At 59.4% G+C, this 12,239-nt stretch carries 13 protein-coding genes; 10 read left to right on the top strand and 3 right to left on the bottom strand.

The annotated features are described in order from the left end of the window. The first annotated feature begins 51 nt into the window (after positions 1-51). The 4 genes from F6R97_RS18055 to F6R97_RS18040 are packed head-to-tail and all read left to right on the top strand — an operon-like array spanning position 52 to position 4,038. Positions 52-978, top strand: coding sequence for a DUF72 domain-containing protein (locus F6R97_RS18055; RefSeq protein WP_038981334.1), 927 nt, complete (start codon positions 52-54; stop codon positions 976-978). Then, positions 975-1,772: an endonuclease/exonuclease/phosphatase family protein gene (locus F6R97_RS18050; RefSeq protein ID WP_038981333.1), complete on the top strand. Its 798-nt coding sequence runs from the start codon at positions 975-977 to the stop codon at positions 1,770-1,772. The genes F6R97_RS18055 and F6R97_RS18050 overlap by 4 nt, the downstream gene beginning before the upstream one ends. Next, positions 1,769-3,055, top strand: a complete 1,287-nt coding sequence (gene clsB / locus F6R97_RS18045) for a cardiolipin synthase ClsB (protein WP_038981332.1) — start codon at positions 1,769-1,771, stop codon at positions 3,053-3,055. The genes F6R97_RS18050 and clsB overlap by 4 nt, the downstream gene beginning before the upstream one ends. Continuing rightward, positions 3,052-4,038: a lysylphosphatidylglycerol synthase domain-containing protein gene (locus F6R97_RS18040; protein ID WP_038981331.1), complete on the top strand. Its 987-nt coding sequence runs from the start codon at positions 3,052-3,054 to the stop codon at positions 4,036-4,038. Before clsB ends, F6R97_RS18040 begins: the two co-directional genes overlap by 4 nt. A 126-nt stretch (positions 4,039-4,164) precedes the next feature. Here F6R97_RS18040 and F6R97_RS18035 read toward each other — a convergent pair whose 3' ends face one another. The 3 genes from F6R97_RS18035 to F6R97_RS18025 form a co-directional block, all read right to left on the bottom strand. Beyond that, a complete protein-coding gene (locus tag F6R97_RS18035) occupies positions 4,165-4,923 on the bottom strand; it encodes an alpha/beta hydrolase family protein (protein ID WP_038981330.1) in 759 nt (252 codons plus the stop codon). Continuing rightward, positions 4,913-6,022, bottom strand: a complete 1,110-nt coding sequence (locus F6R97_RS18030; RefSeq protein ID WP_315866890.1) for a DUF3182 family protein — start codon at positions 6,020-6,022, stop codon at positions 4,913-4,915. The genes F6R97_RS18035 and F6R97_RS18030 overlap by 11 nt, the downstream gene beginning before the upstream one ends. Before the next feature lie 306 nt (positions 6,023-6,328). After that, positions 6,329-7,324 carry a GlxA family transcriptional regulator gene (locus F6R97_RS18025; RefSeq protein WP_038981328.1) on the bottom strand — a complete coding sequence of 332 codons (996 nt, stop codon included), beginning with the start codon at positions 7,322-7,324 and terminating at the stop codon, positions 6,329-6,331. A 102-nt stretch (positions 7,325-7,426) separates the two neighbouring features. Between F6R97_RS18025 and F6R97_RS18020 the strand changes: the two genes are divergently transcribed. The 6 genes from F6R97_RS18020 to F6R97_RS17995 all read left to right on the top strand — a co-directional run bounded on the left by F6R97_RS18020 (position 7,427) and on the right by F6R97_RS17995 (position 12,236). After that, positions 7,427-7,975 carry a cysteine hydrolase family protein gene (locus tag F6R97_RS18020; protein ID WP_038981327.1) on the top strand — a complete coding sequence of 183 codons (549 nt, stop codon included), beginning with the start codon at positions 7,427-7,429 and terminating at the stop codon, positions 7,973-7,975. A gap of 363 nt (positions 7,976-8,338) precedes the next feature. Beyond that, positions 8,339-8,920 carry a YjfI family protein gene (locus F6R97_RS18015; protein WP_088500343.1) on the top strand — a complete coding sequence of 194 codons (582 nt, stop codon included), beginning with the start codon at positions 8,339-8,341 and terminating at the stop codon, positions 8,918-8,920. A 24-nt stretch (positions 8,921-8,944) separates the two neighbouring features. After that, positions 8,945-9,643, top strand: coding sequence for a PspA/IM30 family protein (locus F6R97_RS18010; RefSeq protein ID WP_007896817.1), 699 nt, complete (start codon positions 8,945-8,947; stop codon positions 9,641-9,643). A gap of 261 nt (positions 9,644-9,904) precedes the next feature. Further along, positions 9,905-10,468: a rhomboid family intramembrane serine protease gene (locus F6R97_RS18005; RefSeq protein WP_315866889.1), complete on the top strand. Its 564-nt coding sequence runs from the start codon at positions 9,905-9,907 to the stop codon at positions 10,466-10,468. Positions 10,469-10,540: 72 nt separating this feature from the next. After that, positions 10,541-11,575 carry an ion channel gene (locus F6R97_RS18000; RefSeq protein ID WP_315866888.1) on the top strand — a complete coding sequence of 345 codons (1,035 nt, stop codon included), beginning with the start codon at positions 10,541-10,543 and terminating at the stop codon, positions 11,573-11,575. Then, a complete protein-coding gene (locus F6R97_RS17995) occupies positions 11,562-12,236 on the top strand; it encodes a DUF2491 family protein (RefSeq protein ID WP_048396422.1) in 675 nt (224 codons plus the stop codon). The genes F6R97_RS18000 and F6R97_RS17995 overlap by 14 nt, the downstream gene beginning before the upstream one ends. Positions 12,237-12,239 lie beyond the last annotated feature (3 nt).

Raw genomic sequence — 12,239 nt, 5'->3', positions numbered from 1 at the left:
CAGTCATCAAAAGACAGAGGCTGTCCGAGGGCAACATAGACGGGAGGCGACATGGCGGCGATTCATATTGGTATTTCAGGCTGGCGCTACACGCCTTGGCGGGGGGAGTTCTACCCGAAGGGGCTGACCCAGAAGCGCGAATTGCAATTCGCTTCTCGGGCAGTGAACAGCATCGAAATCAATGGATCGTTTTACGCCCTGCAACGGCCCGAACGTTATGCCCAGTGGTACGACGAAACCCCGGCGGGCTTCGTCTTCAGCGTCAAGGCGCCGCGTTTTATCACCCATATCAAGCGCTTGCGGGACATTCATAAGCCGCTGGCGAATTTCTTTGCCTCCGGGGTGCTGGAGCTCAAGGAAAAACTCGGCCCGATCCTCTGGCAATTTCCGCCCAACTTCAAATTCGACCCGGAATTGTTCGAAAGCTTTCTCGAACAATTACCCCACGACACGGAACAGGCCGCCGCCCTCGCCCGCCAACATGAGCCGCGCTTGAACGGTCACGCCAGCATGAAAGCCTACGGCAAAAAACCGCTGCGCCATGCCGTGGAAATTCGCCACGAAAGCTTTGTCGATCCCGCCTTCGTCCGGCTGCTCAAACGCTACAACACCGCGCTGGTCATCGCTGACACCGCCGGGAAATGGCCGTATCGCGAAGACCTCACCAGTGATTTCGTCTATCTGCGTCTGCACGGTGCCGAAGAGCTCTACGCCAGCGGTTACACCCCACAAGCGCTGCAACGCTGGGGCGACCGGATCGAGGCCTGGTATCACGGACAGCAACCGGCGGATCCGCAATTGATCGCGCCCCGGCAAAAAACCAAGACACGCAAGTCTCGGGAAGTGTTCTGCTATTTCGATAACGACATCAAGGTCCGGGCGCCCTTCGATGCCCGCCGCTTGCTTGAGCGTTTGCATCTCGACAAAGACCTTGCCACCGCCCCCGGTGAGCCAGTTGCCGAAGGAGTGCTGCCATGAGCGTTCCCGAACCGGTCGGCACAACGGATGAACAGCAACCCATTATCAGCGCCGTGAGCCGTTTCACCGTGCTGACGGTCAACACCCACAAGGGTTTCACCGCGCTCAACCGGCGCTTCATCCTGCCCGAGTTGCGTGAGGCGGTGCGCAGTGTGTCCGCCGACGTGGTGTTTCTGCAGGAAGTCCATGGCACCCACGAGCATCACCCCCAGCGCTACAACAATTGGCCAGCGATGCCCCAGTACGAGTTTCTGGCCGATACCCTGTGGCCGCAATTTGCCTATGGGCGCAACGCGGTTTATCCGGCGGGCGATCACGGCAATGCGCTGTTGTCGAAATTCCAGATCATCCGCCACGACAACCTCGACGTTTCCATCCACGGCCATGAGAACCGTGGAATCCTGCATTGCGTGCTGCGCATGCCCGGCGATGGTCGGGAAGTGCATGCCATTTGCGTCCATCTGGGGCTTCGCGAAAGTCACCGGACGGCACAACTCAAGCTGCTGAGCCAACGCATGGAAGAGTTGCCGCAGGATGCCCCGGTGGTGGTCGCCGGCGACTTCAACGACTGGCGCCTGCGCGCCGATGCACTGCTCAAGCCCTGCGGTTTGCGTGAGGTGTTCGCCGAGCTGCATGGCAAACCAGCGCGCAGTTTCCCGGCGCGTCTGCCGGCGTTGCGCCTGGACCGCATCTACGTGCGCAACCTCAAGGCCAGCCATCCGCAAGTACTGGCGGCACGGCCCTGGTCACACCTTTCTGACCATGCACCGCTATCGGTGGAGATCGAGCTATGACCGGCCCATTGATGGAAAAAACCACGATCGAACACGTCTCCGCGCCTCCGCCCGTGCGTGAGCCGGCGGTCGTTAACGTCGAATACGGTTGGCACGGTAACAACCGGGTCCAATTGCTGGAGAACGGTGAGGAATACTTTCCACGGGTGTTTGAAGCGCTGCGCCAGGCCCAGAGTGAAATCCTGCTGGAGACTTTCATTGTGTTCGAGGACAAGGTCGGCAATGAGCTGCAAAAAATCCTGATTGAAGCGGCTCAACGGGGTGTGCGCATCACCGTCAACCTCGACGGTTTTGGCTGTGGCGAATTGAGTACGGAGTTCCTCGCCGCCCTGAGCAATGCCGGTGTGCGCCTGCAAATATTCGACCCCGCCCCGCGTCACTTTGGCATTCGCACCAACTGGTTCCGCCGCCTGCACCGCAAGATTGTGGTGGTCGACGGGACGATTGCGTTCCTCGGCGGAATCAACTTTTCCGCCGACCATTTGGCCGACTTCGGCCCCGAGGCCAAACAGGATTATTCGGTTGAAGTACAAGGCCCGGCGGTGGCCGATATCCATCATTTCGCCTTGCTGCAAAGCGGCCGCCCGGCCCGGGCCAAATATTGGTGGCAACGCCGCAGACAGCGGCGCGCGGAACTGGCGGTCAGCGATCATGATGGTCAGGTCCGGCTGGTGTATCGCGACAATGGCGAACACCCGGGCGATATCGAAGAGGTGTACTTGCAGGTCGTGCGCGGTGCCCGGCATCGCGTGGTGATCGCCAACGCCTACTTCTTTCCAGGCTATCGGCTGCTGCGGGAGATCCGCAACGCGGCGCGTCGAGGGGTCGAGGTGCGCCTGATTCTTCAGGGCCAGCCGGATTTGCGGGTGGCCAGGCTCGCCGCGCGCATGACCTACGATTATCTGCTGCGGGCCGGCGTAGCGATTTACGAATATTGCGACCGGCCCCTGCATGGCAAAGTCGCCCTGGTTGACGAGGACTGGAGCACCGTAGGCTCAAGCAACCTCGACCCGCTGAGCCTGTCGCTGAACCTGGAGGCCAACGTGTTGATCCGCGACCGCGCCTTCAACCGCGATCTGTTCGAGCGTCTCGACGAGTTGAGCAGCAACCACTGCAAGGTCATGTCGGCGGACAAGGCGCCTCGCGGGCGGATCTGGCACATGACTGTCGGCTTTCTGGTGTTTCACTTCCTGCGGCATTTCCCGGCGTGGGCTGGTTGGCTGCCGGCGCATAAACCGCGCCTGAAACCCTTCATCCATCCGACTGGGAGCGATAAGGCATGAGGCATTCTGATGCGCAGCCTGCCCCTCACTCCGACACGCCGCGAAAATCCCACTGGCACCGCTGGAAAAAGCCCCTGACGATGCTGTTTTTTCTGGCGTTGATCGTGCTGTTCACGATGCTTGCCCAGCGCATCGAATGGGGCGAAGTGTTCGATACCCTCGCCGATTTCAAAGTGCGCACACTGATCATCGCGTCCGGACTGACGTTGATGAGTTTTCTGGTGTACGCCTGTTTCGACCTGATCGGTCGCACCTATATCCGACAGGACCTGACCTGGCGGCAGATCCTGCCGGTGGGCATCATCAGCTATGCCTTCAACCTTAACCTGAGCGCCTGGGTCGGCGGAGTCGCGATGCGTTATCGGCTGTATTCACGGCTCGGCGTGAGCAAAAGCAACATCGCGAAGATTCTCGGGCTGAGCCTGGCGACCAACTGGTTCGGCTACATGGTGATTGCCGGCACCGTGTTCAGCAGCGGATTGGTGAGGATGCCGCCAGGCTGGAAACTGAGCAGCGGTGCCCTGCAAGGCGTGGGCGTGTTATTGCTGCTGTTGAGCGCGGGGTATCTGGCGGCCTGTCGGTTTTCCAGGCGGCGGGAATGGTCGATTCGTGGCGTTGAAATCAACCTGCCGTCAATGCACATGGCCGTCCTGCAACTGGCCCTCGGCGCGCTGAACTGGTCGCTGATGGCGGCGGTGATCTTCACTCTGTTGCCGAGCAAGCTGGACTATCCGCTGGTGCTTGGCGTGTTGCTGATCAGCGCCATCGCCGGGGTCATCACCCACATTCCAGCCGGGCTTGGGGTGCTGGAGGCAGTGTTCGTGGCGCTGCTGCAACACGAGGCTTCGCGGGGAAGTCTGGTGGCGGGGTTGCTCGCTTATCGGGCGATCTATTTCCTCCTGCCGCTACTGATTACCGTGGTGATGTACCTGGTGGTGGAAGCCAAGGCCAAGTCGTTGCGGATTTCGAAAAAACCGGGGTGAGTGGTGTTCGCAATGACGCCTTCGCGGGCAAGCCTCGCTCCTACATTTGATCCGCGCTGTCTGGCTGAACGCGGTCTAATGTGGGAGCGGGCTTGCTCGCGAATGATCGCAAGAACACCGCAAATCTCAACTCGACTGAATAATGCTCAACCGCTCGCCCACCACCATTTCCGTGATCCAGCCCACGAGGATCGAGGTGTACGCCTGTTGCGATACTGGCTCGCTCAAGGCGTGATCGGCACCGTCGATAATCCGGTGAGTCAGCGAGTGGGTCTGCTGACACGCCGCGCGGTAACTCATGATGGTCGCGTGGGGCACATAGGCGTCGGTCTCGGACTCCACCAGCAACACATCCCCGGTAAATTGCGAACAGGCATGCAGCGCGCGATTGCTGTCGGCGCTGACCCGCGTGCTGCGGTAATCGCGCAAATCGAGCTTGTCCAGCTCACGCTTGGGTGTGTGCCAAAAGTCGTCGCGATACAACGCCGGCACCCGCAGCGCCAACCAGCGCACCGGGCGCAAGGACGTCAGGATCGCCGCCAGATAACCGCCATAACTGGTGCCGACCACGGCGATCGCCGAGGTGTCGAGCGCCGGATGGGCGAGCAAGCGGTCGTAGGCCGCCAGCAGGTCACGCAGGTTGTCTTCGCGGGTTATCCGGGACAACGGAATACCGGTCCCGCCAGTATGGCCGCGCAAGTCGAATGTCAGGCACACGCAACCCAACCCGGCAATGCCTTTGGCGCGCTCCAGGTCGCGCTCCTGACTACCACCCCAACCGTGGACGAAAAGCACACCCGGGACTTTCGATTTGGGGCTGAGGAAGGTTCCGCTCATCTGTTCATCGTCGATGTCGATCTGAATGGTTTCGCTTCTAGCCGTCATAGGATTTGACCGTTACGTACTTGAGAAGAAAGTCACTGTGTTCCGCTGGCCCGCGGTAGACCTCAATGGCGTTGGCCGGCAGAGGTTGATCGGTATAGGTTTCGATCGACGACACGCGAATCGCGCGCAAGCCGGGGTTGTTGACGAAGCTCTGCAGCGCCGCGACTTCAGCACTGCTGGCACCGCCCAGGCGCCAGGACTGTTCGAGCACGCCGCTGCGTTGTTTGCCATCGCAATCCAGCCCTTGGGCGATGTCGTAGTTGCGCCGCGAGGCGTAGAAACCGGGGTAGGCTTCATCGGCCGCGCTGTCGAATACCTGCGCTTGCTGGATTGCCAGCCTCGTGTCGTCCGGTAGTTCCTGCGCCAGCAGGTCCTCGTAATAGCCCTGCACCACCAACAGGTTGGACCCTCCATAAACCTGCTCGCCCTGACCGTCTTCGGTCAAGTATTGATCACCGCAATAACTCAGCACCTTGTCGCCGATAAAACTCTGACCGACGCTATGGGTGACCACCTCGGTCAAGTCTTGTTCCAGCACCACACCTTCGGTGAACAATGTTTTGGCATCGGGGCGAGCGAGGATGACGTCGAACTGGTCGAGGCTTTTGATCACTTCCTGACCGCGTCCGGCGCAGGCATGAATAGGTTTCATGCGGATCGGACCGCTGTAGAGCAAGTGCTCCGCTGCCGGGCGAGCATCCTCCAGGGAGAACACACTGAGGCCATCGAGCACGACGCTGCGCACCCGTTCGGAAAACAACGACGACCAGCCTTCGGGTGCGAACGCATAGCGGTTCAACAACCCATGGCTGATGGCTTTGGTGCAGATGAAATCGTGGTCGACGTAACCGCCCCACAAATCCTCCGGCCCTTTGACGCCCAGCTGCCGGGCGGCAGCAACGCCCACCAGCGTTTGGGTCGGCAACAGATAAATATCACGGCCGCTATGCAGCTGCGGGTCGTAACTGCCGCCGTATTCGAGCCCTACGACCTGCGCCAGCCAACGGGCCAACGCGCGGTTGGTTTCGACTTCGTGCAGCGAGGCACTGGGCCGCACTGAATGGGCGAGTACCAGTTTGTTACGATGTGTTGGGGTCATGCGTTCCCCTTCAATCTGCGTTTGATAAATGTAGCTGAAGGAGGTGCAGAGATCAGGCCAATGGCGACTGGAAATAAACGGTTTTTAAATCAGCCAATTGCGAAATGCGTGATAGCACAAGGCCTGTTTTATTCTGCACGACGCCTTTCAATACTCCCGGCATTTTGCACGACTCAAAGTCTGGCATAGACCCAATGTGGGAGCGGGCTTGCTCGCGAATGCGGAGGATCAGTTAGCATCAATGTCGACTGATAGATCGCTTTCGCGAGCAAGCCCGCTCCCACATGGGTTCTGCAGTGATGCTCGCTACCGAGCCACGGCCGCGGTCGCAGACACCCCAAACCGCCCCCGATAATCACTCGGCGTCAGCCCGGTAATCTTTTTGAACGTTGCCCGAAACGCACTCGGGTCCTGGTAACCCACGGTCCAGGCAATGTGATCAATGGTGCCGTTGGTGAATTCGAGCATTTCCCGCGCTTTGCCGACCCGCAGGTGCTGGCAGTACTCGGTGGGTTTCAACCCGGTTGCCGCACGAAAACGCCGCAGGAAAGTGCGCTCTTCCAGCCCCGCCCGCTCAGCCATCGCCGCCAACGAGACATCGGTCGCCCCGGTGCTTTGCAGCCAATGCTGGACCTTGAGAATCGACACATCGCCATGGTTGAGAATCGGTGAAAAATTACTGCCGCACTCACTCGCGCTGTCGCTGTGTTCCACCACCAGAAACCGCGCCGTGCCGGTGGCAATGCTCGGCCCGAGCAAGCGGTTCACCAGCCGCAATCCCAACTCTGACCAAGCCATCAACCCGGCAGTGGTGATCAGGTCACCATCGTCGACAATCGGCGTGTCGGCCTTGAGCTTGATTGCCGGGTAACGCTCGGCGAAGGCCTTGGCCGAGGTCCAGTGGGTAGTCGCGCTACGGCCATCGAGCAGGCCGCTTTCGGCCAATAGAATAGAGCCCACGCAGACCCCGCCGAGGGTCGCACCGTTGGCGTGCTGCTGACGAATCCAGCGAATCAGCTCTTGGGGCGCCTGCCGCTCGGAAAAACCTCCGATCGAGGGCGGGATCAACACGGCGACCAATGCGCCGGCCGGGCCAGGATGGGTGTCATAGACCCGCTCGGGCACCTGATCGCCCTCGACCTGCCAATGACTGACCCGCAGCAACGGTAGCTGCGCCGCCTGATGCTCGGCGGCGATCCGGTTGGCCACGCCGAACAGGTCCGTCAGCCCATGCACCGCCGCCATCTGCGCACCGGGATAGATCAGCACCCCCAGTTCGGCGACTGCCCTTTCCACACCCATTGTCAGTTTTCCCCCTGCTATTGTCGGTGCGGCCAATCCTCGAACAGCCCGCTAAACCCAATACTTGATTCCACAACCAACACACACTTCGAGGAAACAGTCATGGCCAAGCAAGCACTCATCGTAGTCGATATCCAGAACGACTACTTCCCCCAGGGCAAGTGGCCTCTGGTGGGCGCCGACGCCGCAGCGGACAACGCCGCACGGATGATTCAGGCGTTTCGCGAGGCCGATGATCCGGTGGTGCACATCCGCCACGAGTTCACCTCCGACGACGCACCGTTCTTCACTCCGGGCTCCGACGGCGCGAAGTTGCACTCTAAAGTCCTCAACCGCGCCGACGAGCCGGTAGTGCTCAAACACTTCGTCAACGCGTTCCGTGAGACCGAACTGGAGTCCATCCTCGACCAGCAAGGCATCGAGCACCTGGTGGTGGTCGGGAGCATGAGCCACATGTGCATCGACGGCATCACCCGTGCCGCCGCCGACCTGGGCTATACCGTTACCGTCGTCCACGATGCCTGCGCCACCCGTGATCTTGAGTTCAACGGCGTCACCGTCCCGGCTGCCCACGTTCACGCAGCCTTCATGTCGGCCCTGGGTTTTGCTTATGCCCACGTGGTGTCCACTGACGACTTTCTGGCTGATTAAGATAAGGACCTGTGGGAGCGGGCTTGCCCGCGATGAGGCCATCACATCCAACATCTTTGTTGACTGTTACATCGCTATCGCGGGCAAGCCCGCTCCCACAGGATTGCGCTTAACTGACTGGCATTGAGTGATAGACCTTCTTTTGTCATACACCTGTGCAACAGTCGAAAAAATCTCACGCGTGAGCTATTGATGGTCGTAAAAATTGCCTGTAGTGTTTCTCACGCGTGAGTTTTTCACAACGGGGTCAGCATCATGAACAGCAGCTCTCCATCAGATCCGCCTACCGGGTCTGTTACCGATTCAGCGAGCCAAAAGGGAGAGCGCTCGAAACCGTCCGCGAAAAAACCATCCAGCTTCTACATGAAGCAGATGCGCGCGGGCCTGGGTGCCGCCGGGTATGTGAAACACGAGACTTGGGTGCTTCCCGAAAACCGAAGCCTGCTCAAGCAGATGGAGAAACAGCTACGCCAACCGATTCTGGCTGGCTCATTCATGTCGGAGAATTACATGAGCGCAGGTAATAACTGGAACATCGATCGCCTCTACAGCGCCCTTCAGGCCCTCGACGAAGTGGTTTCGAACGACATCACCCTCTCCCTCGTTCAAGGCTCCGAGTCCAGCATCAAGCTGGAAATGAACGATTTCGGTGGCTTGCCGATTTACATCGCCGTGGTTGGCGATCAGGTCATCGTGGACACCGTTCTGGTCGATGTCGAGTCCATCAACGACGTACCGGCATTCAATGATGCCGTTCTGCGCAGCCGGGAAATGTTCCCGCTGTCCTCGATCGGTATCGAGTCCATGCCCAACGGGCAGATCGTTTACAACATGTTCGGCGCCCTGAGCTCCGACTCCAGCCTGACCAACGTCGTGACCGAGGTCAAAACCCTCGTCGACAATGTCCAGCGCGCCAGCGAAGCCTTTGAACGTTTCTTCATCTAATTTTTCGGGAACAGGAAATATCCAATGACTCAGTCCATCTGGAGCAAATTGTTCACCGCGCTGCGTGGCGGTGCCAACGAAGTCGGCGAATCGATCGTCGACCAACAGGCCCTGCGCATCCTCGACCAGGAAATTCGTGATGCTGACAGCGCGCTGGCCAACGCCAAGCGTGAACTGGTCACCATCATGGCCAAGCACAAACTGTCGGCTGATCGCGTCAGCGAGTACAACGCCAAGATCAAGGATCTGGAATCCAAGGCCCTGGCCGCGATCCAGGCCAACCGCGAAGACCTGGCACTGGAAGTGGCCGAAGCCATTTCGACCCTGACCAATGAACTGGATGTCGAGCAAAAGCAGGCCACCGAATTCGGCGGTTACGCGGACAACATGCGTAAAGACATCACCAAGGCCGAAAACCGCATCAAAAGCCTGCGTCAGCAAGTGGACATGGCCAAGGCGCGTGAAAGCGTACAGAAAGCCCAGGTCAGCGCTTCGATCGCCAGTGGCGGCGCCAACGGCAAGCTGGAAACCGCCGTCGGTACGCTGAACCGCCTGCAGGCCAAGCAGCAGCAACGCGCCGCTGAACTGGAAGCCCAGGACCAACTGGCCGATGCATCGACCGGCACCGACCTGGAGCGCAAGCTGCGCGAAGCCGGCATCACGCCGAACGAAGGCAGCGCCAATGCGATTCTGGAACGCCTGAAGAAAAAATCGGCTGAGTAAGCAACACCGCAGCAGGAAGGGCATTTAATGCCGAGCTGCGGAACCTGTGGGAGCGGGCTTATGTGGCGAGGGGGCTTGCCCCCGTTGGGGCGCGAAGCGCACCTGAAACCAGTCACCACGATCTTGAATTAGAACGCGGTGGCTGGTTTTACGACTGCTTCGCAGTCGAACGGGGGCAAGCCCCCTCGCCACATAAGCCCGCTCCCACATGGGTTGCGCTTAAGTAACGGGCATTCACTGCCCTTCGAGTCGAGGTCACGGATGGATGCCCTTAAGGGTTTCAAGACAATCGCAGGCGTGGCCCTCTTCATGGTCGCGCTGCAACTGCTCAATGTAGTGACCGGCTACAGCCTTATTGCCTTCGGCCTGGTGCCGAGAACTCTGCACGGACTGGTCGGCATCATCACCTCGCCTTTCTTGCACGGGTCCTTTGCGCACCTGAGCACCAACCTGATTGCCTTTTTGATTCTCGGTACCCTGGTCATCGTCGAAGGGCTCAACCGGTTCATGGCCGTCAGCGCCATCATTATCCTGTTGGGCGGTACGCTGGTCTGGCTGTTCGGTTTTGCAGGTGTACACATCGGTGCCAGCGGATGGGTATTCGGGCTGTGGGCGTACCTCCTGTCGCGCGCCTGGTTCCAGAGGAGCTGGAGCAACCTGATAACAGCCAGTGTCGTGGTTCTGCTCTATGGCGGTTTGATTTTTGGCTTCTTTCCTCGCCAGGGCATGTCCTTCGAAGGGCATATCTTTGGTGCGATCGCCGGATTTATTGCAACCAAGGTACTGTTATCTACGCCGCGCAGCAGGTTTAATGCCGTCCGGTAACCGCACTTGAGCACTCAGACGCCAGAGCGATTACGTCGCCAGGAATGAGCCCCCCATGGAGTCAGGGATGTAATGTCGATTTTCCTTTTATTGCGCACGTACGCCTCGTCCTTCTTCCATCGGTTCGGCTGGGCAGGCCTGGCCATTGCGTTGGGCATACACCTGAGCACGGCCTATATCGGCCTGGTGCTTCTGGGCGAACAACACCTCACCGCCCCCGCCACGTTTACCTACTTCTATCTCACCACCACGCTCACCGTCGGCTATGGCGATCTCGCGCCACAGACATCGGCGGGACGAATTTTCGTGGCTACCTGGGTCATGCTCGGGGGCATTGCGCTGCTGACGGCAGCCATCGGCAAAACCACCAGCAGCGTCATCGATGTTTGGAGAAAAGGCATGAAGGGCAAAGGCGATTTCACCGGCAAGGTCGGCCACACCGTTCTCATCGGCTGGGAAGGCGCGTCCAGCGAGCGGGTCATTGAATTGTTACTGCAGGACGAAACGTCCAATGACAACCTGATTGTCATCTGCGATTGCGACCTCGAAGAAAATCCCATGCCGGGCAAAGCGGACTTTATCAAAGGCGAAAGCCTGTCCTCTGCCGCGCTTTTGCTGCGGGCCGGCGTTCCCGGTGCCGAGCGCGTCCTGGTGCGTACCCATTCAGACGATCTGACCCTGGCCACCGTGCTGGCGATCAATCAACTGAGCCCTGTCGGGCATGTGGTCGCCCACTTCAATGAAAGTGAAATTGCCGCCCTTGCCAGCGCCTACGCGCCCAGCCTGGAATGCACCTCGAGCATGGCCATCGAGATGTTGGTGCGTGCCTCTCAGGATCCGGGCTCGTCAGTGGTCATCAATGAATTGCTGTGCGTGGGTCAAGGCGCCACCCAATACCTGATGAGACTGCCCGAGACTTTTGAAGCAACGTTCGGCGATCTGTACACACAGATGAAAGAGCGCCACAACGCGACCCTGATCGGCTACCGCGCCAAAGGCGCCCGACAGCCTTCGATCAACCCGCCCGGCGCCACTCGCGTTGAGGGCGGCGAACTCTTCTACATCGCCTCCACTCGCCTCAAGGAAATCACCAATGGGATGGTTTAAACAGTTGATGGGGCTTGAGGCCCCGAAAGCGAATACGGAATCGAAATGGACAGCCAACGAAACCCTGCCCGCCACCGGTCCGCTGGGCCTGGCATTGGGCAAGGGCGTGATGTTCGACACGACCCTGAAATTGTTGCTCGACGGCAACACCGCTGTGGTCATTCCTGGCTCCCAGCAGATCTGGAGCTCCGGCACCATCGAGCTCGGGCAGTCGGCCTGGCTGTCGCGCTATTACATGAACGACGAAGACCACTGGCTGCAAGTCCACACCAGCGGCGACATAGCCGGACAAGTCGAATCAGTGATCCTGTTCAATTACCTCAGTTACGTCACCATAAACAGTGAATCGGAGTTGCGTCGGCTGGCCGGTCCTGAAAGCTTGATCGGCCTGCCGACTTACAACCACAACGGTGTCGAATACACCCGCGAATGGGGCACCGAGAGCGGCCAGACAGAACTGGTGGCGCTGAGCGAACACCTGAAAAACCCGGATGAGTCCTACAGCATCGAGCACCGTTCGATGCTGTATGCCCGTGAAACCGGCCTGACCGATCGCCGGGAATTCCTGCTGTTTTCCGTCGAGGAAGACGCCGAAGGCACTATCAGCTTGAGCACTTCGCTGGGCATTTCGCTGTACACCACTGACCTGAACACTTTTTAAAAA

The sequence above is a fragment of the Pseudomonas sp. JV414 genome, from assembly GCF_032424305.1.
GTDB classification, from domain to species: domain Bacteria; phylum Pseudomonadota; class Gammaproteobacteria; order Pseudomonadales; family Pseudomonadaceae; genus Aquipseudomonas; species Aquipseudomonas lini.
This window is presented reverse-complemented; position numbering and strand designations above follow the sequence as displayed.

Excerpts from the sequence above, each read along its gene's own strand:
- F6R97_RS18055 (WP_038981334.1), top strand. The coding sequence starts at position 52 with ATGGCGGCGATTCATATTGGTATTTCAGGCTGGCGCTACACGCCTTGG.
- F6R97_RS18050 (WP_038981333.1), top strand. The coding sequence starts at position 975 with ATGAGCGTTCCCGAACCGGTCGGCACAACGGATGAACAGCAACCCATT.
- clsB (WP_038981332.1), top strand. The coding sequence starts at position 1,769 with ATGACCGGCCCATTGATGGAAAAAACCACGATCGAACACGTCTCCGCG.
- F6R97_RS18040 (WP_038981331.1), top strand. The coding sequence starts at position 3,052 with ATGAGGCATTCTGATGCGCAGCCTGCCCCTCACTCCGACACGCCGCGA.
- F6R97_RS18035 (WP_038981330.1), bottom strand. The coding sequence starts at position 4,923 with ATGACGGCTAGAAGCGAAACCATTCAGATCGACATCGACGATGAACAG.
- F6R97_RS18030 (WP_315866890.1), bottom strand. The coding sequence starts at position 6,022 with ATGACCCCAACACATCGTAACAAACTGGTACTCGCCCATTCAGTGCGG.
- F6R97_RS18025 (WP_038981328.1), bottom strand. The coding sequence starts at position 7,324 with ATGGGTGTGGAAAGGGCAGTCGCCGAACTGGGGGTGCTGATCTATCCC.
- F6R97_RS18020 (WP_038981327.1), top strand. The coding sequence starts at position 7,427 with ATGGCCAAGCAAGCACTCATCGTAGTCGATATCCAGAACGACTACTTC.
- F6R97_RS18015 (WP_088500343.1), top strand. The coding sequence starts at position 8,339 with ATGAAGCAGATGCGCGCGGGCCTGGGTGCCGCCGGGTATGTGAAACAC.
- F6R97_RS18010 (WP_007896817.1), top strand. The coding sequence starts at position 8,945 with ATGACTCAGTCCATCTGGAGCAAATTGTTCACCGCGCTGCGTGGCGGT.
- F6R97_RS18005 (WP_315866889.1), top strand. The coding sequence starts at position 9,905 with ATGGATGCCCTTAAGGGTTTCAAGACAATCGCAGGCGTGGCCCTCTTC.
- F6R97_RS18000 (WP_315866888.1), top strand. The coding sequence starts at position 10,541 with ATGTCGATTTTCCTTTTATTGCGCACGTACGCCTCGTCCTTCTTCCAT.
- F6R97_RS17995 (WP_048396422.1), top strand. The coding sequence starts at position 11,562 with ATGGGATGGTTTAAACAGTTGATGGGGCTTGAGGCCCCGAAAGCGAAT.